Source organism: Limosilactobacillus vaginalis (assembly GCF_025311515.1).
Taxonomy (GTDB): domain Bacteria; phylum Bacillota; class Bacilli; order Lactobacillales; family Lactobacillaceae; genus Limosilactobacillus; species Limosilactobacillus vaginalis.
In genome coordinates this window covers 668226-690886 of sequence record NZ_CP104399.1, presented here as the reverse complement: position 1 = coordinate 690886, position 22661 = coordinate 668226, and the positions used below count along the sequence as shown (strand labels likewise).

Below are 22661 nucleotides of genomic sequence, written 5' to 3'. Positions count from 1 at the left end.
TTAAGTGAATAACAAATAAGGAGTTCAGAGATTTGGTCACTGAACTCCTTTATTATTTAAATTAAGGTTACACCTACTCATCCTCAGACTGGTCCTTTTGTTTAAAAACCTCCCGCGGCTTAGAGCCATTAGCTGGACCGATGTAGCCGCGTTGTTCCATGTCATCAATGATCCGGGCGGCCCGATTATAACCTATTCGGAATCTTCGTTGAATTAGCGAAGTTGAAGCTTTTTGCTGGTCCACCACAAATTTCAGTGCTTCAGGAAAAAGCTCGTCTTCATCTTCGGCCTTTTCTTCTTGGGCAATTTCATTATCGGTAACAACCATCTTCTGATCATATTCTGCAGGTCGTTCTTTTTTAATAAAGTTTACCACCGCTTCAACATCCTGATCAGAAATAAATGCTCCCTGTACACGAACAGGTTTATTTTGATCAATCGGTTCAAAAAGCATATCACCCCTGCCGAGTAACTTTTCTGCCCCGTTAGTATCAATTATTGTCCGTGAATCAATTCCACTAGAGACCGCAAAAGCAATCCGCGATGGTACGTTTGCTTTAATTAACCCGGTAATAACATCAACTGAAGGCCGCTGAGTAGCAAGAATCATATGAATACCAGCAGCCCGTCCCATTTGCGCGATTCGAACAATTGCATCTTCAACGTCATGGGAAACCGTCATCATCAGGTCGGCTAATTCGTCAACAATTACCAGAATTAACGGCAGTGCTGGTTGTTCTGTTGCCCCTTCTTGACCATTATTATCACGAACTAACTGATTATAGCCCTTCAAATTACGAACACCAAACTTGGCGAACAGTTCGTATCGGCGCTCCATCTCAGCAACAACTTTGCCTAATGCCCGGGCAGCCTTCTTTGGTTCAGAAACCACCGGACTAAGCAAGTGGGGAATGCCATTATAAACACTCAATTCGACCTTTTTAGGATCAATCATCAAAAATTTCACCTGGTGCGGCTTGGCTTTTAATAAAATGCTTGTAATGATGTCATTAATCGCCACTGACTTCCCGCTACCAGTAGCACCAGCAATTAACAGGTGCGGCATCTTTGTTAAATCCGCCATCATTACATCACCCGTAACGGTTCTGCCCAGGGGAACATTCATTGGATGATCGTCGTGGGGCATTGATTCAATCATGTCACGGAAACCAACAGTTGCAACTTGTTGGTTAGGGACTTCAATCCCAATTAGTGACTTCCCCGGAATTGGTGCTTCAATTCGAATGTCCTTTGCAGCAAGGGCTAATGCCAAATCATCAGCTAAATGAGTAATTCGGCTAACTTTAACACCAACCGCCGGACGTAACTCATATTTTGTTACCGATGGACCGAGGTTAACATTTTCAACCGTTGCCTCGACTCCAAACGATTTTAAGGTATCCTGGAGCTTTTGAGTATTCTTTTTAATTGCGTGCAGATCATCCCCCTGATCCGCCTGAGGGATCTTAGTTAACAAGTCAAGCGGTGGTAATTGATAATCAGCATCTTCTTTTTCAGTCGTCGTTGTTAGTTGTAAATCATCATCATTCGCAGAATCATGTTGTTCAGGTGCTGTTGATTTAACTGGTGATTCTTCATTACTCGTATTAGCAACGGTAATTCGTGGCTCAACCTTAGGAGAACTCATTTGCTGAGGCGAACTGACAGCGACCGCTTCATTAGCTTCTGGTTTAGTATTTGACTTTTCAGCTAAACTGACCTTCTTTTTTGACAATGTTTGTCTTACATGAGGGTGCTTAGGAAGTCGTTGTTTAAACTGTTGAACAGCTGCCGGAGCTTTCTTTAACTGCTGACCAAAACTAGTTAAAGCCTGATCCCAAGGAATCGCAAAGAAGATCACAATTCCAGCAATAATCATTAACCACGCTAAAATTGCTGTCCCCTGCTGACCAATTAAATAATTACTGCCACTATAAAGCAAGGCTCCAATCATTCCACCACCAATATTCGTTGAGTTACTGGTTTGAAAGAAAACCTTGCTCAAATTATTCCAGGTAACAGCAAGAAAATTAGCATGAAGGTTTAAGTGATTAAACATTAAATAGTGGAGCCAGATCAAAGCTCCAGCATAGGCAACAGTAAATCCCCAGATCCATCGCTGATTATACTTTGGCTGATGACCAAAAAAGGTGAGCGCTATTCCAGAAATAAGAGCAAGAGCCATCACTACTGGATAAGATTTACCCACCAAAATACTAAAGATCCCGACCAGGAGCTGACCAATAACTCCCAAATTAAATAACCCAATCAGCATTAAAAACGCAAGGATTAGCCCCACCAAATTAGCTACGATCTTTGCTTGTCCCTTTTTACTTGCTGATCGACGACGACCGGTTCCCGATCGTTTTTTCCTTGCCATAATAGATATTCCCCGCTTACTTTAACTTATCAAAATGGTACTTATGCACACGAGCCAGGTTTGGAAAACTTTGCTGACGAAGCGCTTCATAAATAACAATTGCTGCACTATTCGAGAGGTTTAATGCCCGAATATTATTGTCATTTTGCGGAATTCGAATAGCATTTTCTGGGTACCGTCGCATGAATTCTTCAGGTAGACCAGTTGTCTCCTTACCAAATAAGAAGTAATGATCTCCATCAGCTGTATAGTCCACATCAGTATAATCACGGCTTGCAAACTTTGACACAAGGTAGAGCTTACTAATATCAGGAACAGTCGAAACAAATTCCCGTAGATCATCATGGTAGGTAATCTTAACCTTATCCCAATAATCTAATCCTGCCCGTTTCATGTGCTTATCATCCGTTGAAAATCCAAGCGGCTTAATTAAATGTAATTCCGTATTCGTTCCCGCGCATGTCCGGGCAATATTCCCAGTATTAGCAGGAAACAATGGTTCAAATAGTACAATATGGTTTGTCATTATGATTCTCCTTAGGCAAATAAAAAAAGCAGGGTCTCGGTGTTGGCACGGCGAAACGCTGCTTTAATGAAGTACTCCTTGGTAATTACCAACGAATCTGTTCGATGTCAATTGCCAAACGATTTCTCATAAGATAATTTACCACCTTTAAATCGAATTGGCAATACCCTTAATTACTTTTTTTGCTACCAATAAACTAACATCAACAGTAATTGAAGTAAGATTTGCTAACTCATCCTTAGTAGGCTGGCGGACATTCTTTCCCCAACTCATTGGCGTCATCTTAATCATATCAGTAACTAATTCATGAGGAAGGTTAAATTGATAACGGATTGGAACCTGCTCTGCATCTGGATAATGCTGTTTAAATAGTTTTAAAACTTTACTATTGTCATAATGGTAATGCTGATCCCGGTCCCCATATAATAAATGGCGCAATTCCAGGAGATAATCGGCGTTAGGAATTACTTTCATTAATAAACCGCCAGCTTTTAGGACTCGGTTAAATTCACGGTAATCTGAGGGCGAAAAAAGTTCCAAAACTGTATCGAAAGATTGATCAGCAAAGGGTAACTGCCGTAGATCCGCCACACAAAAGAAAGCATTAATTCCAAGCTGAGTTGCCAAGGTAATCCCAGCTTTTGAAATATCAAAACCAACGTAGAAATCTTGGTCGTGACGAAGAGCAGCCAGCTGGGCTAATGGTGTTCCTTCGCCTGTTCCGACATCTAAAATGGTCTGTGAGGTTGTCGGAAGCAGCGAATTAACCTTTTTAATAATTGGCTTAAATAGTCCTGCTTCAAGCAGTCTTCTTCGTGATAAGAACATCGCCCGATCATATTCCGTTGTCCCCTGAGTATTCAAAAAGTGGAGATAACCATGACGATTAAAATCAATTGTATGTCCCTTTTCGCACACAAGTGTATTTCCAATTAAACTAATATACCCCTGATGACAAATTGGGCAACGAAACGTCTTCAGGTGACTCTGAACTAATTTTTCAGCACGTTCGATTTTTTTCATTTGATTTCTCCTAATTTTTTACTATTTACAGTGTACCATAGCTAGTATTAAGCTTAACGAATTGCTATCATAGAGGTAAGCATTTTCAAAGGAGGCAGTTTAATTGACTGAACAATTTTTAATCGGTACATATACCAAGAAAGATAGTAAGGGTGTCTACAAGGTAACCTTAGATCCCCAAAAAGAAGAAATTACCAAGGTTGAATTAGCAATTCCTTCCCAAAAGCCAGCTTACCTACAAGTTGGTTCAGACAAGCGGGTTTATGCTGTTAAGCAAATTGATGATCAAGGCGGTGTTGCATCATACTCCCTTAAGGATGACAATGCTAAGATGTTAAGTAAGGTTTTGGCTGCTGGAGCCCCTCCTGCATATGTTGGTCTTGATGAAAAGCGACACTTACTTTACAGTGCCAATTACCACACTGCAAAGGTTGATGTCTTTAAGATTAACGATGACGGAACATTAACTCAAACTGACTCAGTCCTTCACCAAGGGGCTACTGGTCCACAACCTGAACAGGATAGTCCTCACGTTCACTTTGCAGATTTAACTCCTGATCAACGTCTAGTTGTTTGTGATTTAGGAATGGACCTGGTTGTTGTTTATGATGTTTCTGCTGATGGAAAATTGACTGCAGTTTCCCGTTATAAGTCAGAGGATGGCTTTGGCTCACGTCACATTGCATTCCACCCTAATGGTAAGTATGCTTACCTTCTCGGTGAACTAAGCAGTAAGCTTGAAGTACTTAAGTATAATGCTGCTGATGGAACCTTCAGCCATGTTCAAACCATTAAAACCATTCCTGATGATTGGACTGCCCACAACGGAGCCGCCGCAATTCGTCTTTCCAAGGATGGCAAGTTTATCTATACTTCAAACCGTGGTGAAAATACCATTGCAGTTTTCGAAGTACAACCTGATTTTACGGTTAAGCATATTCAATCAATCTCAACTGAAGGTGATTTCCCTCGTGACTTCAACCTTAGTTCTGATGAATCATTCTTGTTAGCTTCTAACCAAAATAGTGATAACTTGACTCTTTACAAGCGCGATCCAGAAACTGGAAAGCTTACCTTATTACAAAAGGACGTTGCTTGTCCTGAACCTGTTTGTGTTCAACGCTTCTAATCAATCTATTAGGTAAATAAAATGGCCATTACAGTTTGTAATTCTTATAAACTGTAATGGTCATTTCTAGTTTAAATTGAATTAATTAAATTCAACATATCTTCCGGGACAGGAGCATGAACTTCTATCCATTGTTGCTTAAAGGGACTATAGAATTTCATCCAGTAACAATGAAGCGCTTGGCGAGAAATTATTTGTTTACCACCATACATTTCATCACCAATCAATGGATGACCTAAATACTGAAAGTGAACCCGAATCTGGTGGGTTCTCCCGGTATGGAGGCGAATGCGTAATAGTGACATTTGAACTGATGACTTTTCTAGCCAATATTCCGTAACTGATGGCTTCCCGGTAGAAATAACCGTTCGCGAAACGAATTTTTCGGGATCCCGATCAATTGGCGCATCAATATAACCATGAGGAGCCTTGATTTGTCCACCAACAACTGCATAATAATTTTTCTTTACTTGGTGCTTTTTTAGTTGTTGATCCATAACTGCATGAGCAAACCGATGCTTTGGGAAAACCACCAGGCCACTTGTATCCTTATCCAACCGTGTAGCAACGTGAATTACTAAGTTCTCATAACCTTGGCGTTCATAATAATTACGAACCCGGTTAACTAGACTGTCAGCAACCGTAACGTGATGTGCCGGGACGGTTGCAACTCCCGCTGGTTTATTAAGAATTAAGAAGTCTCGATCCTCATAAACAATTTGGATAGGAAGATTGCTAGGAATAACATTATCATTTGGCTTTTCAGGAGGTAAGATCAGCGAGAAATAATCACCAGGATTAACAAGATCAACGGTCCACCGATCCTCACCATTAATCTGCATCTTTCCCCCATGATAAACTGCAACCTTGATTAAACTTGCACTAACCCCTTCATGCTTTAAGGCAGCACGAAGCTTTCGCGGTTGACTTCCCGTATATTGCCATTCAAATTTCATTATTTTGCGCCACCAATAAACGAGTCCTTAACCCGGTGCCAGAAATTATTATGACGGTATTGGGCGAAGTTAATCCGCTTTTTGGCAACCTGATAAGTAATTTCTACTAATTTCCGCTCCCCAACTGATGGTTTTAAACGAACCTGATCCCGATCACAGGTCATCACATGCCCGTTGAGGTCTTTTAAGCGGAGCATTAGCTTTGACTCAGAACCAAAAATAATCGGCGATCCCAATGTTCTAAATACCCGGTTATTCAAAGATGCCATTTCCGCTAACTGAAAGCCAACAATTTGGGGATCCATAATTGCACCACCAACCGACTTGTTATAAGCAGTCGAGCCCGTTGGTGTAGAAATACAGAGCCCGTCACCCCGGAACGTTTCAAATAGTTCATTGTTAATAAAAACATCACAAACCATTGTCTTCGTAATATTTCGGACCGTTGATTCATTCAATGCTGTGTAGTGATCAATTGATCCATCAGAGTAAATAGCGTGCATATCAAGCAATGGATATGAAACAGACTGTCCACTATCATTAACCAAGCTTTCAACTAGATCATCCATCTCGTAATTTCGCCAGTCAGTATAGAAGCCAAGGTGTCCCGTGTGAATCCCAACGAACCGGATCTTATCTAGTAACGCTTCATAGTGATGAAATGCTGACAGTAAGGTTCCGTCTCCACCAATTGTGATAACAACATTGGGCGCATTTTGATCAAGCACTAACCCAGCCTTGCTCATTTCTGCTTTAAGTAACTTACTAATTCGTTGTGACTCTGCTGTTTCATTGTTATAAATTGCGACTCGCATATAATCTCCTTATCTGTCTGGGATGTTCTGATCGCCTGGTGTTCGATTTGAGAACATCGTTTGTGCTTCTTGAATCTCCTCGCGAATTTCTGACATTTCATTATCAAGTTTAAATGCGGCTTCTGCAGCTCGTTGTAACCGCGCGGATAATTCTTCTGGAAATTCACCTTGGTATTTATAATTTAGTGAGTGTTCAATTGTTGCCCAAAAGTTCATTGCTAATGTCCGAACCTGGATTTCGGCAAGGATCTTTTTCTCACCGGAAATCAACTGGACCGGATACTCGATGACAATATGGTAAGAACGGTACCCGCTCGGTTTAGCATTACTAATGTAGTCACGTTCTTCGAGGATGGTCATATCGCTCCGTTGACGAAGCAGATCAACTACTTGATAAATATCTTCAACGAACTGGCACATAATTCGTAATCCAGCAATATCCTGCATATCCTGTTCAAGTCGATCTTCCTGAACATGACGTCTGATCATCTTTTCTTTAATGCTATCAACTGGTTTTACTCGTCCAGTAACAAATTCGATCGGTGAATGCTGCGTTTCGTCTTGATATTGTTTACGGATTCCTCTTAATTTAACTTTTAATTCATTAACCGCTTGTTGGTAAGGTAGTAGAAAGTGTTGCCAATCTTCAACCATATAAAACCCTCCCATTAAAGTTCGCATTTAATTCTAGCACAATCACTCCCTAAACAGCATAAAACTGATTCATAAATCATAATTCTTTACAAATTTAGCTTTTTTTGCAAAAATAAATTTGTTTAGAAATGTTGTCAAGTTAGTGTTAAACGAGGGGGAGCATTTAATGCTAGAAATTCATTTATTCGTCAATCCGCTAGAGAATCGTTGCTTCCGGTGCGAACACGATGTTCTTAAGATTGACCATCAACTTAACACCAAAGTTAATTATCGTTTCATTCCGTTCTTTAATATGGCAACCATTCAACAAACCATTGAATCTTATCACTTAAATCAGCATAGTTTAGCCGTTCGTCAAATTGTTTCTCGGACGATCTATCAGGTAATTCTTGATTACATGGCCGCCTCTTTTCAGGGGAAAAAGCGGGGACGACAATTCCTCTTAATACTTCAAAATGCCCTAATCAAAGAAAATATTAACTACAACCATGACCTGGTAAAAGATGTTGCCCTACGCTCTAAACTTGATCTAGAAATGTTCATGGAAGATCGAAATTCGTCCCTAGCAAAGAAAACATTTCGCCAGGAACAGCAAGTTGCTAAAAGCTTAGGGGTTAAAGAACCTGCGACTGCTGTCGTTTTTGATTCAAGCCAATCACAATATGGATTCTTACTCAATAACTTTGACTACAATACTCTTATTACCGCTTACCAGAATAAGCAGTTAGAAGACGAAATATCGGTAGCCAACTTTATCAAAAATTATCAATTACATCCCCAAACAAGAACCATCCAAAAATAATAAAGCTAAGGAACGGCCCTCAAAGTTCAAACGGGAACTTTGGGGGTCGTTTATATTAACTAGTATTTTAGGTGAGCATTCATAAATCCATAATTAACGAGTTTTCCTAGCAACTTCATTGATTCCTGGTAGGATATTTCTGCCATCTGTTCATTAACCTTGCTTAAGAATGCAGTAATGTCATCCTTTGTTGAGAATTCACGATCCGCTTGGTGCTGTAAAGCTAGCGTTTGTGTCATAACTTGCTCTGCAAAGTCTTCAATCATTGATTCTACCTTTTGGTAATGTTGATCGGCAATTGCCATTATAGTGTGGTTTAACCAGTAAATATCTTGAATATCAAAGGTTGTTTTTGTATCACAATAATGTTGCGGTGTTTCTTGAATATTTGTATAAAATGGAACAACTGCATTGACTGTATTAGGACCAAAGGCAAGCCACTGAACACCGCTAATTCGTGGATCAACGCCATTCCTAATTTGAAGAATATGAAGTTCAAGGTTCCGGTTTAAGGCAATTGAACGAAATGGTGCATCCTCATTAGTGTAAGGATCATAATCAGTACCCTGATAATGGGAACTCATTAGCTCTTTAATCTCTTGAATCGTAATTTTACGTTGTGGGTAATTAATAAATGGCAGCATTTGATCTGTCGGCTGGTTTTCCTGATCACCACTTAGTCGGCGTTGAACATACCATGCCCGGGGATTGTTATACCGGGTATCATGAATAGTACTACTACCAAAAATCAGTCGTAAATTATAATCATCTTGCTCGGGATTGAGGTGATTACTATCTATTAAATTCTTCAAGTCTGCAGAACATAAAGTATTATTTGCTGCGAAATCAAAGTGGGTGATGTTCAGTCGGTTTGGTGCAATTACATATGCATCGTCAGGAATCTTAACCGCAGCCCAATGATGGCCACCAATTGTTTCTAAATACCAGACTTCTTCTTGATCACCAAACGCCATCCCATTTGCTTCATAGGTTCCATATTTTTCTAAGAGTTGACCAACGCGTTCAACAGCCTGTTTAGCAGTTCTGACATAGGGCAAAACTAGGGTTAAGAAATCTTCCTCACCAATTCCATCTTCACTGTTATATGGATCAAGACTAAGAATTCGTGGATTGCTAGTAATTGTTTCAGTTGCTGTCATCGAGACATTAGCTGAGTTAATCCCACTTGCTCCAAAAATCCCAGCACTATTATCCGCATCAGGAGTTGCTGTATACCTTAATGGGTTAGTTGGAAGGTCAATCGTAAACTTTGTTGTTTTACTTTCGTAATGCTGCGGCTGGTTTTCCGGCTTAACCACTACAAATCGTTGTGGATCAAAGTTATTCGAATAGTCTTCAACTCGGCAAACAATCGTTGAACCATCAATGGTTGCCTTTTTCCCAGCAAGAAAAGTTGTACAAGTATGATATTTCATCTAGGTCATCCCCGATTTATTTTTTCTCTTCTATTATTTCATATTTTATTAATCACCACTAATGATTTCACTGAATTAATCGTTGGATTTCTTGGTATTGATTCATGAGTGATCTGTGATAACTTGGGTGTCTTATTAAAATAATTGTCTGCTCGTCCATCATAATGATGCCGCTTTTTAGTAATTGTTTAGTAAACACTTTTAAGTAATCATTAATGATCCTTGATGAGGGGAGACAGGGAAATTTCACCCATTCGGTTAAGCCCACTTCTTTCAGTAAATAAAGCCATGAATTCAAACTAAAACTAGTAAAAAGCGGTATTTCATTTAACCTCTTTACGACCAAACACCGCCAATATATTTCTGGATGGTTAGTAACTTGAATCCCCCAAATTTTTTGGTGGCAAATAACCGGTAAGCCCCCAGTAAATTTCTTTACGCAAGGATTAATTTCCTGAAGTAATGAAAGTCGATGAAGAATGCGGTAGTCACGGGTTACACCTTTTAAACTAAGCGGTTTTTCTTTAATGGCAAGTTTAACTAATCTGAATATTTTAGCCTTAATATCCCAAAAAATAATTGTATACTGTCGATTAACTATTTGGACGAATTTCTGTGCTTGTCGTTGATTTAGTTTCCGCTTGTATGGTGAACCTAAAAACCAGTAACACTTTATTCCAATGCTCTGATAACCGAAAGTTCGTTTTTGGAGAGCGGTTAAAGATAATGGACTACATTGGAATTCAATTACAATTCGTTGCCCGCCTATTCTAAGAAGGACATCTGCTCGTTGTTCTAACTGTGGAATATAAACTTCAAGTTCTGCTTGCCACCCCTTTTTTCGTGCCCATTCAAAAATTTGTTGTTTTCCCAAAAGATGTTCATAACTCTCACCTTCCCGTAAAACACACCCACTATTTACCTGATGAGCAAAATGAGCGATCTTACTCTGACCTTGCTTAAGGACGAGGTGCTCCCCACACGCTGGACAACAGTAGTTCTTTCCTTGACAAGCATCAAAGGCGTTTATAAATTGGTCATTTAATTTTGCTACTAACAACTTTTCCACCTCCCCATATATACAAGACGACAAAAATTATTAATTGCATCAAAAAAGCATCCCAGAATTTCAAATAATTCTTGGGATGTTTCTCCTTAGTTAAAATAATGTTGAATTAAATGTAAGGCTGAGATTTCCATTAGCTTTTTTGAATGTTCTGCTAAATAATCAGATGCAATATTAGTTGCGTTCCCGTATTCATATGCTAATGCAATCTGGTTCTTTATCTCTTCATCTGTATTCTCATCAGTAATAAGGTATTGCAAAGTTAAATAATATTGGTCATTGTACTTATATAGCTCACTAACCACATTATTGTCCTCAGCAACCTTTGCGTATTGAATCAGGTCTTCAAATTGATCAAATCTAACGACGACCAGCTTTGTTAATGTGTCTGAATCATTTCCTGATATTGGGTAATCATCAGCTTTCAGTGATTCATCCGCCTCATTAGTTGACGATTCATCTTTCCGGCGCTGGGCAATACTCTGGCGAATGTAATCAGTAATCGCGTCATTTCGACCATCACCCATCGCATTAACCTGATCATTCTTACTGATAAAAAGCTCCAGACCATTTCCTGTTGGCATTACCTGAAAAGTTACTGAATCATTATCCTGAAATTGGTGAGTAGAATCGACTTCTTTCAAAATACTATAGAAAAAATCTTGGATCTGCTTATGGTCACTTAACAGATCAAGAATCTTTATTCCCCGTTCTTCAAGATCATTCGAGTCGACTAAAACACGAATTGTATTTTCATTAATGCGCTCCATTTCCATAAAAAGCACCTCCTTCGACTCGATACCTATATTACTACCATTCTAACTAATTTATCACAAAAGTAAAGGATGAAAAAACGCAATATAAGACCTGTCCAGATCAATACATTGCGTCTATTTAATACCTTATTCACTAATTTTAAATCATATTAGCCTTTCGTTCAGCTTCAGCTAATTCTAATTCACGGACCTGACGAGGAAGAAAACGACGAATTTCATCTTCATTATAACCAACCTGAAGCCGTTTTTCATCAACAATAATTGGTCGCCGTAGTAACCCTGGATTCTTACTGATCAATTTATACAATTGCTTCATCGGTAACTCATCCAAATCAACATTTAATTTTGAATAAGCTTTAGAACGCTTGGAAATAATATCTTCTGTACCGTCCTCTGTCATTCGTAATATGTTCTTGATTTCATCGATATTCAGCGGTTCAGAAAAAATATTCCGTTCTTTAAAAGGAATTCCATTTTCTTGTAACCATGCCTTAGCCTTGCGACATGAAGTACAACTTGGAGACGTGTAAAGTGTAACCATTAAATAAGAAGCCTCCTTTTAGAGCTAATTCTTTATCAGAAACTCACCACTATAGTTATAATTATACAATGTTTTTTATATCATTAAAAGTGACACTGTGTTTTAATTACTTTTTGTAAGTAAAATTATAACATACAGCAGTAACATTTCAACCCCTTTTACCAATAAATTAAAGATTTTAAATTAATCTAATAAATCGCTACTCTAAATCGAAGCTAGATTTGATAGTCAATTAACCGATAATTGGTAATTAACAGAAATAAAGTATTATAATAAATTTATACAATTAAAAGGAGGAACTGCCATGTTATCAAAATTAAGTTTAACGTTTGGATCACGGCAAATTTTACAAGGTATTATTAACAAGTATCCAGACAGAAAATTTAAGCTCATGCAGGCTTCGGTTCACAGCAATAATTTAGCACTATTTGATTTTTCTAATGAACCAACTATTTTTAAATCTCCCGTTGAATATACGGTATTAGGAGAACGGTTAAATAGTAATTATCGAGGAATCCTTTATTACCAATCATTCCAAGTAGATAATGACCACCAGAAAGTTCTCTTTAACACACTTAGTAAGATGGTTGATGATCCATCCCCATTAATTAATGGGCAAGCTTTTCTCCAAGTCGACAACAAAGATGAAAGCACCACGTTAGTTCTTTTTACTGCATTAAACGACTTTGATGATTTGATGACCTGGAAGGAAACTGAAGATTTCAAGCAGTTAGCCAGCTTTACTACCCGCGATCCTAACAATACATACTATGATGAAGTATATCGCCCGTTAATGTAATCAAATTAAATAACTAATAAATCACAAAATAATGACTAGGTAATTACTCCTTAACTTAGATGTTATTTTGTGGTTTTTTATCTGATAATAATCTTACTTATTAGGAACTTAATTGTGAGCGCACCATAAAAAAGCTTCCTTACCGATGAGCTCAGTATAGGAAACTTAAGAAGTTAAATATGGGTGTTTTGTTACAATGTGCTTACTTATAATGACTAAACAGATTATTGTTAATTTCTTACATACCAGTTAAAAGGTACGATTCTCTAACCAACAGAAATACAAACTTAAGTAAGCTAAAAAGGAATCACCTTTAAATGATTCCTTTAGTCCAATTTTACAATGTAGAGCAAAAATTCCCTGATCAACACTACCTGACGTAGAGCCAGCACTATTACTTAAAATAAAAAAAGCCAAGTAATAAGCTTGACTACCATAGCGGTCCGTACGAGACTCGAACTCGTGATCTCATCCGTGACAGGGATGCGTCCTAAACCAACTAGACCAACGGACCAACAATTGCGGGGGCTGGATTTGAACCAACGACCTCCGGGTTATGAGCCCGACGAGCTACCAGGCTGCTCTACCCCGCGATAATAAAAAAATGACCCGTGCGGGATTTGAACCCACGATACCAGCGTGAAAGGCTGGTGTCTTAACCACTTGACTAACGGGTCAAAGTAACGGAGAAGGAGGTAAAAGGAAAAGCTTTAATATCAGTCAAATACATTGTTTAAAGCACCAAAGATGAACTATTAAACAAAAAGCTTTACCGTAATATTCTTACCAAGAATATCAACCCTCCGACAACAATAATAAATATATCAGAGAATCTAATTTATTGCAAGTATAATTTTAAATTATTTTTGAGAATCTGCAAATTGCTTGTATTAATCAGAAAAATAGTAGTAATGATAAGGTGCTCAAATTAAAAGTTATATGTGCAATCATACTTACTCGAATATCTTTGTAATGGTAGAAAAGCCATTGGAAGAATAAGCTAACCAAGACGTACTCCCATACAGAATTATCAGCGTGTAGCCCGGCAAAAATCAAAGCGGTAATTACCGCTGCTAAGATGTTAATCCAAATATTCTTATTTTTTCCCTTTAGCAATCTTGCTAGATATTTACTGCAAATCGTAAAGAAGGAATCACGAAAAACTAACTCTTCCACCATAGGGGCAATTAAAATCGTATAGGCAATAAATAGTGGGTACTTCTTAATGGCGGTCACTACCCCTGAGGTGTTTTGCGAAGGTATTGATACCTTAGTTATCAGAATAATACTGATAATTATTAATCCTTCTACAATCAAACTAGCAAGTCCCCAAAGGAATCCTTTAAGCACCAGTTTTCTATCCATCTTTCTTAACAAAGTACTTCGATGAAGAAAAATTAACACCAGTAATAACCCTAGCAATAACAATTCTTGAACTAATGCTACCTTGCTTCCTACTACTGGGACCAAGGAAGTTGCCAATAGTAAGCAAAAGAAATAGCTGATAACAGTGAATCCATCGCTTCTTAGAAATAAATAAGTTTTATGCTTCATTTCAATTATCCTCACTACTCAATTCTCCAATACGATGTACCAAAGATAATTTATGCTGGTGTAAATCATATTTTAATAGGTAAACATCGGTATGCTGGGCCGGACTATGATTATCAGTTGAAGCAGAGTAACTAACCTTAGCTAACCCCGTTAATGAATGCTCATTGTTATTAATCGTATTAGTAGATAAATTAACTGAATTAAAAGTAGAAACTACTTTTTGTGCTTCGATAATACTATTACCAGTTATATCTTTTCCGGAATTAAATAGCTTCTTATCATTAAGTACATCGTCAGTAGCATAACGACGAGCATTATTTTTTCGCTGGTTCCATTCTTTCTGGCTACTAAAATTAAAGGCCACCGAGAAGAACCCATTAGCTGCTTTAAACATTTTGTTATTTGTATTTAATTGGGTTTGTGTACTCTTTTGTGCAGGTGTTTTGACTTTATCAGATAACAAAGGATTTTCAGCCTTTGCTTGATAATGCTTCAAAACTTGTTTTCGGCTATCTAGTGTTGTGTTTATTCTAGCCAATTTAGCGTCCATTTGGTGACTATGGTGAACCCCACCTGCAGTTAAAAGGCAGCCAATGACTATCAATATAATAGGTAGAGATTTATTATTCATTAATTTTCATCTCCCGACTGAACATGATTAGAAGGTTTCTCTGATAATGGACTAACTGTTGCCGTTAAAACTTTCCCGGCTTTCAAATCATATGTTCCTTCAATTAGGACATATTTCTTAGTCCCATCTTCTCGTTCAAATTGTGTATAGGTTTCAAAATTAGCCTCACTAGGATTACCCATTTTGCTAAATGTGGTAACTACCCCATCATTTTTACTAGTGATGTACTTTCTAGTATTTCGATCTTGTGAGTATCCAATTAGCTCTTTAGTTAACTTGGTTCCCAAATCAGACACTAATTTATCCTTATTCTTATTAAAATCGTCATCTGAATGAATTCCACCTAAAGCCAGGCCAACGCCTTCATTAACTTTATTTTCTCCATTTTGTTCTGCTAACTGCAGATCAAAATTTTTATCCTGAGGAGTAATGTTATTAGCTTGCTCCCTATATTTCTTAATTTGAGTATTAGTAGAACTTAAGGTTGCTTGTGCTTGTTTAACCTTTTTTCCACTAGGCCACGATAGAATTCCAAAAATAATGGTAATTACTGCAATTACATACAGAAAACCTGTTTTCTTCAATTTAATTCACCCCAATACTTAATTTTTGGCAACAGGTTCACAGAAGATCCGCTGATCATTTCCCAGGGCAGTACCAAACGCATATTCAAAGGTGTGTTCGTTAACATCGTCGCCACCTCCACCTTCGTTAATCACCTTAGTACTCATACCATGCCAGTTTTCGGCCAGAATGGCAGTGTGGCCACCAGCACCAGTTGAACCTGGACCACCACAAACAACAATATCACCAGCCTTAGCCGAACCTTCGTCAACTTGTTTTAAGTACTGATGAGGTCCTGTAGCGTCTTGATACATTGAACCGGTATACCAGCCACCAGCAGGAACCTTATACCCGGCTAGATAACAGACTAACCAAACGAAACCGGAACAATCAGTGTGACCATCACGACGGACATCAGAAACACTATGACTGCTAGTATTACTCATGGTATTTTGTAAAACTGGGCGAGCATAAGCGTAAGAGAAGTAGCCTAGTAATTTCTTTGCTATATCAAGCATTTCACCGTTACCTTCACCTTCTGAACCGTTCGGACATGCTTGACCAGAAGCAGCATCAGAGTTAGCACCAGCATCACCAGCAGCAACGACATTACCAAGCAAACTATCATTTGCACTAATAGTAGAACCACCAAATTTCTGATAGGCCTCACGAGCTACTCCTTGTCGTTCAGCGGTCTTTTGACCAGGTGCTTGTTCGTAATCATCTTGCCAAATTTTAGAAGCTACTGAAGGATCAGTAGCATGACCAACCCTAGATTTAACTGAAGCATAACTATGATCTAGTTCATAAGCTGCCAGTTTCAGCTCATTTTCAAGCGTTAAATCAGCATCACTTTTAATGAAGCCACCTTGATGAAGCCGGTCACCGTTAATTCCACCGGCACCCCACTGAAAAATGCCCTTAACACTTCCACCATTTGCCTTAGGATCATATCCTGATTCAATTGAAGCATTACCAACAACCCCAGCAGCTCCCGCTCCGGAAAACCCCAGATTTTTAACGAAATAATCAAAGATTTTCTTTGCATTATCATTCAAATTAGCTGAACTGGTTACATCACCATTAGGACTCATATCATTAGAGTCTCCCTTACAATTTCCTGCTTCTAGTGCAAATAGTGCTGAAACAAAGCCACCTAATAAAAGCAAGAAGACTCCGAATCCTACTATCCCAGCAGTAATAATCATCCAATGGGCCTTTATCCTTTTTCGCATTTAGTTCACCTCTTAAAGCCAATCTAATAATTTAAAAAGGCCAAGAAGCAGCGCAAAAGCCACCATAAAAATCAGAAAACTGATATTAACTCGATCCGATTGTTGATTAGTATTTCGATCATTTTCTTCATCATTATTTTTTATGTAGTCAACTCTTGCTTTTACATAATCCTTAGACCTTTTTTGAAAGTCTTGATAGCTATGCTTTGCTGCTTTTACTGGATGTGGGAAATGATGATGCTTTTCTGGATCTTTTTTAGTAATCGCCATTACATACCGCCCCCATAAACTTTCTTTTCTTCGTCAGAAAGTTGAACATAGAATCGAATGTTGCGATCACCGTTAATGTTCATTAGACACTCTCCTCGTCGCAACGTGGTCAAACCTTGAAGTTCAGCCATTGACATTGACTTACCTAATGCAACCTTTAATCGTGGTAAGTCATCGTTAGAAATTTGGAAGAAGAAGTTAATTTGGAACAGTGAAAAGATTTTTTGAACTGCAATAATGTACGGACTATCTGAACTAACATTAACGATTAAATCTTTAATTGTTGGTGCCGCCATTGTAATTGCACAGTTGTTCTTCCGCATTTGCTCCATCATTGAAGCCAAAAATTCAACCCCATATGAGAAGTGTGGATTAATCAAATTTTCAACTTCATCAAGATTCAAGTAGTACCATTTAGCATCATCTTCAGTAATCTTTCCAGCTTGCAGTAATTGTCGTTGCCTCAAACCATTTTTAATGATTTCTCCTTCAAGTAAGGTCAATACTTGATAAATTTGTGCATTAAAAACATTTTTTCCTTGTGCATTAAGGCTTTGTAAATTAAAAGTAACGACTTGTTCATTACTTAAGTCCGGGAATTTGGTATAGCCTTCAAACATAGAACGTTTATTGTTTAATAGCCCTTCAAAAGTATTAACAATTCGTACCATTGAACGTTGTTCCATATCGGTTGGTCGCCGTCGTATATCACTCGTTGCTTTTCGTTTCTGTTCTTTAGCAAATAAAACAAAATCTTCAAGGGTTGGGTAAGCATCTTTAGGTAAATAAAGATTGGTTACCTTAATATCTGGTTGAACCTTAGCGGCATTAGCAACCCAGACATTCTGAGCGACATAGAACTTATTAAGCCATTGTTCAAACACCCCGAGGTCATCGTCATTAACCTTAGGATTAAAGAACCGTAACATATTCTTTAGTTTCGTAATTTGCCGGTTAAATGAGCTAATTTCATTACTACTACCATCTTCGTTAATTTCTGTTGGGAAAATTTCAAATGGATTAATCATAAATTCCGGCCGAGCTAAGTCAACTACTACTCCTGATTGACGTTTAGTTTGGGCAGAGTATTCCGAGGAAACATCAAAATTGCGAATAAAAGCGCCACGAGCGAATACATCGTCATTCATTTTCTTTAGTAAGGTTGACTTACCCATACCAGCGTTACCGGTAACAAAAAAGAATGATCGTGTCCGAATATCGTCTCGTTGGAACGGATCAAACATAACTTCCCCATTAGTTTTGGTGTAGCCATAGTAACTACCATGTGGATCATCCAACTTAACGTGATTGAAAGGATAAAATCCGGTCAGGTTCTCAGCATCAATCGGGGTACCTTCCGGCTTATTTACCATTCCTTTTTCCCTCATTGTCGGAACAAAGATACTTTGAAAATCATCAAGTTGCTCACTACTGTAGCGTCCAAATCTGAACTCATGATTATCATGAATAATTTTTCGGCAACGCTTATCAAGTTCTTCAATTGTTTCAGCATAGACAAACGTTCTGATGTATAGTCGCTTCACAATTTCATGTTGCCGAGTCATCTTAATTAATAAATTACGTAAGTCCTTATATTTTCCACCAGCAGTTAAGTTGTCAATTACTTTATTCTTCCCGGAAATACGTGAGTACTCTTCACCAGCGGCTGAATCAATTGCTTTTTGAATTGCTTCTTGGTCTTCGGTTCCTACAGAAACAACACTCATTGTGTTCATATTATTAGTTAACGGTACTCCCCAGAATCGACCTAAACCTTGAGAAGGATAACGGTAAACTCGTAAGCAGGTTAGGAAGCCGTCTCCCATCTCAATATATCGACCATGTACTCGTAAATTCCCTTGGGTTTGAACTTTTGCTAAGAAATCAAGATCATATCCAGCTTCTTCATATCGTCTAATCTCTTTTCTTTTCACCCTTTTTTACCTCCTACTTAATTTCTGTATTTAGATTATTAATTCTGAACAAAATTTCTTTCTTCTTTTCCAAAGTAATCTGGTTCATAATTAATGCTTCACCACCAGAATTAATTGACGAGCTACGCTTATCTCGCACTTCTTCTTTATCCTTACCAAAAATTAATAGGTAAAATTCCTCAGAATGAAGCAATTGTTCAACTAAAATGTTGTTATTCTGCTTAATCCGGATGTAATAAAGTTGGGTTTGCAACTGTTTACGTCGAATAGCATTAGTTTCTCTTCGTAACTGATTGCTTACCTTGATATAGCGTTCACCCCAGAAACTTTTTTGCGGACTAGTATCCACTGGAAATGGCGTAATAATGTATTTATGATCTGGTAAGAAGACTTGGAGGAATCTGTGGTAATCACTCAGGACGATATTTTGTTGTTCATAAGTTAAGGAATAAAGGCCATGGCCTCGAATATTAATTAAATCCATATAACTTCCATCACGAGCAACAATTAAATGATCATGGTCAGCTGTAATCGCTTTGTAATTAAATAATTTGAGGATTGACGAATCCAAATTAGGATCGGAACCATTGAATTTTAGTAAGTCAGACAAATCATTTTTCTTTTTAGTCCTGCCGATTCTGCTAACTTTTGTTTTCTTATTGGTTTGAATTACCACGAGACCATTCCTCCTTTAATTTTTCTAAAGGTCGAAATTCATAGTAGCCAAATGATTTGTAGCTTTTTGGTTTTCGATCCTTAAGCAGCATCCAAATAACTTCGTAGTTTCTTTTACCCGGATTAGTAAGTGGGTGTAAATCTAAGTAGAAGGCGAACACAATTGCAACAATAAAGAACAGGAGACTTTTAGACTTTTCGGTAGGTGGAAAGCCATTGTTCATTATTAAATAAGCTGGAAATATTACTGCTGCTAGGCAGCAAATATCTTTTACGAAAAACAGACCAATTTTAATTCCTTCGCCAATTCCACTAACAACCCCATAGTTATCGTTCATTGCTAAAACTATCCTTTCCTCTTAGTTAAATCACTTAGATATTACGTAAATTATTTCTGTATACAACAATTGCCAACTAAAAAAGTCAGCTTTACAGCTGACTTTCTTATTAATCTAATTGGTCACTATCACGGCCATGAAGATTCCCAGTCCCAATATTGAATTGGTGATTCTTAAGATATTGCGTTGAATGTTGTCGAACGGATCTTGAGACATTGGAAACCCGATTACCGGTAGATTGAAGTGCATTACCAATTCGTACACCAGTATTTGGTGTTGATGTACTACTTGCTGATGTACCGGCACTTGGCGATTGAGTTTGTCCAACACCTGAAGAGCCGACCGAACTAGTAGTACCTTCATCAAATGACGGATTTTCTCCTTGCGGTTGACTAGAACTCATATCATTAAGCCAATCTGCCTGTCCTTCAAAACTATCATCTTTTGGAAGGCCGTTTTGATTACCAATGCCATTCTGTCCGTTTGGATCAAACTTATCATTACTGTTTAAGTTAGGATCATTTTCCCAACTATTTTCAGATTCTGGATTATCAAGACCATGATTATTAGGATCTTCCGCAACATTAGCATTAGGATCCATATTCATATTTTGAATAGGATCATTAGAACCAATTCCAGTTGGATTTTGGTTAGTTGGATCATCTGAGACAGGGTTCATGTTCTGAGTATCGCTCATAGCATTTTGCTCAGTGCCATTTAACCAACCATTTTGATCTTGGCTGTCTGGTGTCTGACCACTAATTCCATTATTAGCTTCATTCCGATTAGATGATCCATTGTTAATATTAGAACTATTGATTCCATTTTGTGGATTATTAACATTCTGACTGTTTTGGTCATTGGTTTGACTAGCTTTATTCTGATTAGTTTGGTTACCAGACTTTGAAATTCCGGTTGGGTTGTTTTGATTATTCTGCAAACCACCCTTTTGATTTTGCTGATTAGTATTAGTCGTTTGTGGGTTGTTCTGACCGTTTTGTTGCGAACGACTGCGTGAAATACCATGGGTGTTATTTTGGTCATTCGACTTGCTTGTTGAACCACTACTGCTGTTAGAGTTGTCTCGACTACTAGTAATACCGTTGGTCCGACTATTACTACCTGTAAGACTGCTATTACTCCGATTATTACTAAAGCGACTAACAGCACCGCCAACTTTACTCATCGCCCCACCGGCTAGTCCAACAGCAGCACCAGCCGCAGCACCGCCTAACGCACCAACGGCCATTGCTTGTCCTGCTTCATCAGATAGGCCTTGAGATACCCCCGTTACTCGTTCAAGGTAATTAAGGCCACCAAACATAGCAAAGGCGCCACCAGCATACAGCATCAGAATAACAATACTTCGTTCGAACCAGTTCATACCAGGAACCTTAGCCTGGCACACAACTAATCCAATTAAGTAGACCCGAATTAAAGCCATCATAAAGACGATTGAAGTATACATACCTGCAATAGAAGAAATTAAATCCCTTAATTTCTTCGTGGACCTGATACTTCGATAAGCTACCAAAGGAGCAATAAAACTCATTAGAGTTAGTTCATAGGAATCTTTACATACCCGAATACCGGCAATAAGTAGGACAACGCCAATAATAAGGCTCTGACCAATAAGCCCGATCCAGTTAACCGAATATCGTGAATAATATCTATCATTCAAGGTCCCCAACCCAGCATTAGAATTCTTCGCAATGATGTAGCCACCACCAACTTGATTATGTTCATCTTCAAGGTGATAGTTCATCGCTGCTTCTCCAGCCTTATACTTACTTAGCTTTAAATCATCATTCATCGTCTTCTTATCTAAGTACTGACCGAAGTCCATTTCCTTAACATCCTTAGCAGAATTAATAACATTCCACTTTGCTACATTCCGAATTTTCTTAGCTTCAGGTTTATACTTAAAATTACCAAAATCTCGCCTAATCAAGGTGCTTAAATCAATCACATTGTTTTTTATTGGCTGAACAGCAATATCAGTTGTCATCTCAGTACCCTTAACGCTCTTAATTGCACTTTCAGCATCAACAGCAACCGTATTAAACATTTGCATCATCATCGGTAATAAGGTCATCGTCATTGCGGCTAATACGACATTAGTACCAATTTTCCCCCAATCAGAGCGGTGCATTAAGGACTGAAAGGCAACAATAAGTAGCCCAAGTGCTAGTAATGACCAACCCATAAATTGAAAGAAATACCATAGCCCATATAGAGGGCCACTAGAATTAGAGATATTCCCTTCCCAACCTAAAAAGCTAAAAACTGTATCATAGATTTTTTCTAGTCCTCTATCGGTGCTAAATAGAAGATTAACTGTTGCCTTTTGTAAGTATCCATAAGTGGCATGAAGAAAGCCATAATTTAAATGTAAATAGGAAGACCAGTTTATATAGAAATTAATAACTGTGCCTGTATCGCTATCAGGTATTTTAGTATAAGGGCCTCCAGCAGCTGCTGTACTGAAAGAGGATTCTGTAATTGCAAACAGCGATAGCTTGGTTAGGGCATATTTAATTAGTGCAATTAAGTCCAA

General features: G+C 38.2%; 22 protein-coding genes and 3 tRNA genes. 3 read left to right on the top strand and 22 right to left on the bottom strand.

Features of this window, described 5'->3' with window-relative positions:
- Nucleotides 1-73 precede the first annotated feature (73 nt).
- The 3 genes from N4627_RS03335 to N4627_RS03325 form a co-directional block, all read right to left on the bottom strand.
- The gene (locus tag N4627_RS03335) at nucleotides 74-2380 is read right to left on the bottom strand and encodes a DNA translocase FtsK (RefSeq protein WP_003716826.1); all 2307 of its coding nucleotides are present in this window, start codon (nucleotides 2378-2380) and stop codon (nucleotides 74-76) included.
- A gap of 16 nt (nucleotides 2381-2396) precedes the next feature.
- On the bottom strand, nucleotides 2397-2906 hold the full coding sequence (gene trmL, locus N4627_RS03330; RefSeq protein WP_003716825.1) for a tRNA (uridine(34)/cytosine(34)/5-carboxymethylaminomethyluridine(34)-2'-O)-methyltransferase TrmL: 510 nt from the start codon (nucleotides 2904-2906) through the stop codon (nucleotides 2397-2399).
- 147 nt (nucleotides 2907-3053) lie between these two features.
- On the bottom strand, nucleotides 3054-3929 hold the full coding sequence (locus N4627_RS03325) for a methyltransferase domain-containing protein (protein ID WP_003716824.1): 876 nt from the start codon (nucleotides 3927-3929) through the stop codon (nucleotides 3054-3056).
- A gap of 103 nt (nucleotides 3930-4032) precedes the next feature.
- On the opposite strand from N4627_RS03325, the gene N4627_RS03320 reads away from it, so the two are divergent.
- The gene (locus N4627_RS03320) at nucleotides 4033-5058 is read left to right on the top strand and encodes a lactonase family protein (protein ID WP_003716823.1); all 1026 of its coding nucleotides are present in this window, start codon (nucleotides 4033-4035) and stop codon (nucleotides 5056-5058) included.
- A 71-nt stretch (nucleotides 5059-5129) separates the two neighbouring features.
- On the opposite strand, the gene N4627_RS03315 is transcribed toward N4627_RS03320, so the two are convergent.
- From N4627_RS03315 to N4627_RS03305, 3 genes are read right to left on the bottom strand one after another with little or no spacing between them, the layout of a single operon-like run.
- A complete protein-coding gene (locus N4627_RS03315) occupies nucleotides 5130-6014 on the bottom strand; it encodes an RluA family pseudouridine synthase (RefSeq protein ID WP_098044986.1) in 885 nt (294 codons plus the stop codon).
- Nucleotides 6014-6829, bottom strand: coding sequence for an NAD kinase (locus tag N4627_RS03310; protein ID WP_003716820.1), 816 nt, complete (start codon nucleotides 6827-6829; stop codon nucleotides 6014-6016). Before N4627_RS03310 ends, N4627_RS03315 begins: the two co-directional genes overlap by 1 nt.
- A gap of 9 nt (nucleotides 6830-6838) precedes the next feature.
- Nucleotides 6839-7483: a GTP pyrophosphokinase gene (locus N4627_RS03305; RefSeq protein ID WP_040531036.1), complete on the bottom strand. Its 645-nt coding sequence runs from the start codon at nucleotides 7481-7483 to the stop codon at nucleotides 6839-6841.
- Nucleotides 7484-7649: 166 nt separating this feature from the next.
- Between N4627_RS03305 and N4627_RS03300 the strand changes: the two genes are divergently transcribed.
- Complete coding sequence (locus tag N4627_RS03300; RefSeq protein WP_098044985.1) at nucleotides 7650-8285, top strand: DsbA family protein; 636 nt, start codon at nucleotides 7650-7652, stop codon at nucleotides 8283-8285.
- 59 nt (nucleotides 8286-8344) lie between these two features.
- Here N4627_RS03300 and N4627_RS03295 read toward each other — a convergent pair whose 3' ends face one another.
- From N4627_RS03295 to spxA, 4 genes are all read right to left on the bottom strand, one after another.
- The gene (locus N4627_RS03295) at nucleotides 8345-9721 is read right to left on the bottom strand and encodes a C69 family dipeptidase (protein ID WP_260965003.1); all 1377 of its coding nucleotides are present in this window, start codon (nucleotides 9719-9721) and stop codon (nucleotides 8345-8347) included.
- A 67-nt stretch (nucleotides 9722-9788) separates the two neighbouring features.
- On the bottom strand, nucleotides 9789-10781 hold the full coding sequence (locus tag N4627_RS03290; protein ID WP_260965002.1) for a competence protein CoiA: 993 nt from the start codon (nucleotides 10779-10781) through the stop codon (nucleotides 9789-9791).
- Nucleotides 10782-10876: 95 nt separating this feature from the next.
- Nucleotides 10877-11563 (bottom strand): adaptor protein MecA, encoded by a 687-nt coding sequence (locus N4627_RS03285; RefSeq protein WP_003716815.1) that lies wholly within the window; start codon nucleotides 11561-11563, stop codon nucleotides 10877-10879.
- A gap of 139 nt (nucleotides 11564-11702) precedes the next feature.
- On the bottom strand, nucleotides 11703-12104 hold the full coding sequence (gene spxA / locus N4627_RS03280) for a transcriptional regulator SpxA (protein WP_003717976.1): 402 nt from the start codon (nucleotides 12102-12104) through the stop codon (nucleotides 11703-11705).
- A 304-nt stretch (nucleotides 12105-12408) separates the two neighbouring features.
- Here spxA and N4627_RS03275 point away from each other — a divergent pair, with 304 nt between their 5' ends.
- A complete protein-coding gene (locus tag N4627_RS03275; protein WP_260965001.1) occupies nucleotides 12409-12903 on the top strand; it encodes a hypothetical protein in 495 nt (164 codons plus the stop codon).
- A gap of 439 nt (nucleotides 12904-13342) precedes the next feature.
- Here the strand turns inward: N4627_RS03275 and N4627_RS03270 are convergent.
- The 12 genes from N4627_RS03270 to N4627_RS03215 form a co-directional block, all read right to left on the bottom strand.
- Nucleotides 13343-13417, bottom strand: a tRNA-Asp gene (locus N4627_RS03270).
- 5 nt (nucleotides 13418-13422) lie between these two features.
- A tRNA-Met gene (locus N4627_RS03265) sits at nucleotides 13423-13496 on the bottom strand.
- A gap of 12 nt (nucleotides 13497-13508) precedes the next feature.
- Nucleotides 13509-13580 (bottom strand) — tRNA-Glu (locus tag N4627_RS03260).
- A gap of 217 nt (nucleotides 13581-13797) precedes the next feature.
- Complete coding sequence (locus N4627_RS03255; RefSeq protein ID WP_260965000.1) at nucleotides 13798-14457, bottom strand: CPBP family intramembrane glutamic endopeptidase; 660 nt, start codon at nucleotides 14455-14457, stop codon at nucleotides 13798-13800.
- A 1-nt stretch (nucleotide 14458) separates the two neighbouring features.
- Nucleotides 14459-15088 carry a hypothetical protein gene (locus N4627_RS03250; protein ID WP_260964999.1) on the bottom strand — a complete coding sequence of 210 codons (630 nt, stop codon included), beginning with the start codon at nucleotides 15086-15088 and terminating at the stop codon, nucleotides 14459-14461.
- A complete protein-coding gene (locus N4627_RS03245; RefSeq protein WP_191913374.1) occupies nucleotides 15088-15672 on the bottom strand; it encodes a hypothetical protein in 585 nt (194 codons plus the stop codon). The genes N4627_RS03250 and N4627_RS03245 overlap by 1 nt, the downstream gene beginning before the upstream one ends.
- An 18-nt stretch (nucleotides 15673-15690) precedes the next feature.
- Nucleotides 15691-16887, bottom strand: coding sequence for a phage tail tip lysozyme (locus tag N4627_RS03240; protein WP_260964998.1), 1197 nt, complete (start codon nucleotides 16885-16887; stop codon nucleotides 15691-15693).
- A 12-nt stretch (nucleotides 16888-16899) separates the two neighbouring features.
- Nucleotides 16900-17157 (bottom strand): hypothetical protein, encoded by a 258-nt coding sequence (locus tag N4627_RS03235; protein WP_260964997.1) that lies wholly within the window; start codon nucleotides 17155-17157, stop codon nucleotides 16900-16902.
- Nucleotides 17157-19091 (bottom strand): conjugal transfer protein, encoded by a 1935-nt coding sequence (locus tag N4627_RS03230; RefSeq protein WP_260964996.1) that lies wholly within the window; start codon nucleotides 19089-19091, stop codon nucleotides 17157-17159. Before N4627_RS03230 ends, N4627_RS03235 begins: the two co-directional genes overlap by 1 nt.
- Nucleotides 19092-19104: 13 nt before the next feature.
- On the bottom strand, nucleotides 19105-19767 hold the full coding sequence (locus N4627_RS03225; RefSeq protein WP_260964995.1) for a hypothetical protein: 663 nt from the start codon (nucleotides 19765-19767) through the stop codon (nucleotides 19105-19107).
- The gene (locus tag N4627_RS03220) at nucleotides 19748-20104 is read right to left on the bottom strand and encodes a hypothetical protein (RefSeq protein ID WP_260964994.1); all 357 of its coding nucleotides are present in this window, start codon (nucleotides 20102-20104) and stop codon (nucleotides 19748-19750) included. The genes N4627_RS03225 and N4627_RS03220 overlap by 20 nt, the downstream gene beginning before the upstream one ends.
- Before the next feature lie 109 nt (nucleotides 20105-20213).
- A complete protein-coding gene (locus N4627_RS03215; RefSeq protein WP_260964993.1) occupies nucleotides 20214-22661 on the bottom strand; it encodes a pLS20_p028 family conjugation system transmembrane protein in 2448 nt (815 codons plus the stop codon).

Excerpts from the sequence above, each read along its gene's own strand:
- N4627_RS03250 (WP_260964999.1), bottom strand. The coding sequence starts at position 15,088 with ATGAATAATAAATCTCTACCTATTATATTGATAGTCATTGGCTGCCTT.
- N4627_RS03325 (WP_003716824.1), bottom strand. The coding sequence starts at position 3,929 with ATGAAAAAAATCGAACGTGCTGAAAAATTAGTTCAGAGTCACCTGAAG.
- trmL (WP_003716825.1), bottom strand. The coding sequence starts at position 2,906 with ATGACAAACCATATTGTACTATTTGAACCATTGTTTCCTGCTAATACT.
- N4627_RS03310 (WP_003716820.1), bottom strand. The coding sequence starts at position 6,829 with ATGCGAGTCGCAATTTATAACAATGAAACAGCAGAGTCACAACGAATT.
- N4627_RS03220 (WP_260964994.1), bottom strand. The coding sequence starts at position 20,104 with ATGAACGATAACTATGGGGTTGTTAGTGGAATTGGCGAAGGAATTAAA.
- N4627_RS03255 (WP_260965000.1), bottom strand. The coding sequence starts at position 14,457 with ATGAAGCATAAAACTTATTTATTTCTAAGAAGCGATGGATTCACTGTT.
- N4627_RS03235 (WP_260964997.1), bottom strand. The coding sequence starts at position 17,157 with ATGGCGATTACTAAAAAAGATCCAGAAAAGCATCATCATTTCCCACAT.
- N4627_RS03285 (WP_003716815.1), bottom strand. The coding sequence starts at position 11,563 with ATGGAAATGGAGCGCATTAATGAAAATACAATTCGTGTTTTAGTCGAC.
- N4627_RS03275 (WP_260965001.1), top strand. The coding sequence starts at position 12,409 with ATGTTATCAAAATTAAGTTTAACGTTTGGATCACGGCAAATTTTACAA.
- N4627_RS03300 (WP_098044985.1), top strand. The coding sequence starts at position 7,650 with ATGCTAGAAATTCATTTATTCGTCAATCCGCTAGAGAATCGTTGCTTC.
- spxA (WP_003717976.1), bottom strand. The coding sequence starts at position 12,104 with ATGGTTACACTTTACACGTCTCCAAGTTGTACTTCATGTCGCAAGGCT.
- N4627_RS03295 (WP_260965003.1), bottom strand. The coding sequence starts at position 9,721 with ATGAAATATCATACTTGTACAACTTTTCTTGCTGGGAAAAAGGCAACC.
- N4627_RS03240 (WP_260964998.1), bottom strand. The coding sequence starts at position 16,887 with ATGCGAAAAAGGATAAAGGCCCATTGGATGATTATTACTGCTGGGATA.
- N4627_RS03305 (WP_040531036.1), bottom strand. The coding sequence starts at position 7,483 with ATGGTTGAAGATTGGCAACACTTTCTACTACCTTACCAACAAGCGGTT.
- N4627_RS03315 (WP_098044986.1), bottom strand. The coding sequence starts at position 6,014 with ATGAAATTTGAATGGCAATATACGGGAAGTCAACCGCGAAAGCTTCGT.
- N4627_RS03335 (WP_003716826.1), bottom strand. The coding sequence starts at position 2,380 with ATGGCAAGGAAAAAACGATCGGGAACCGGTCGTCGTCGATCAGCAAGT.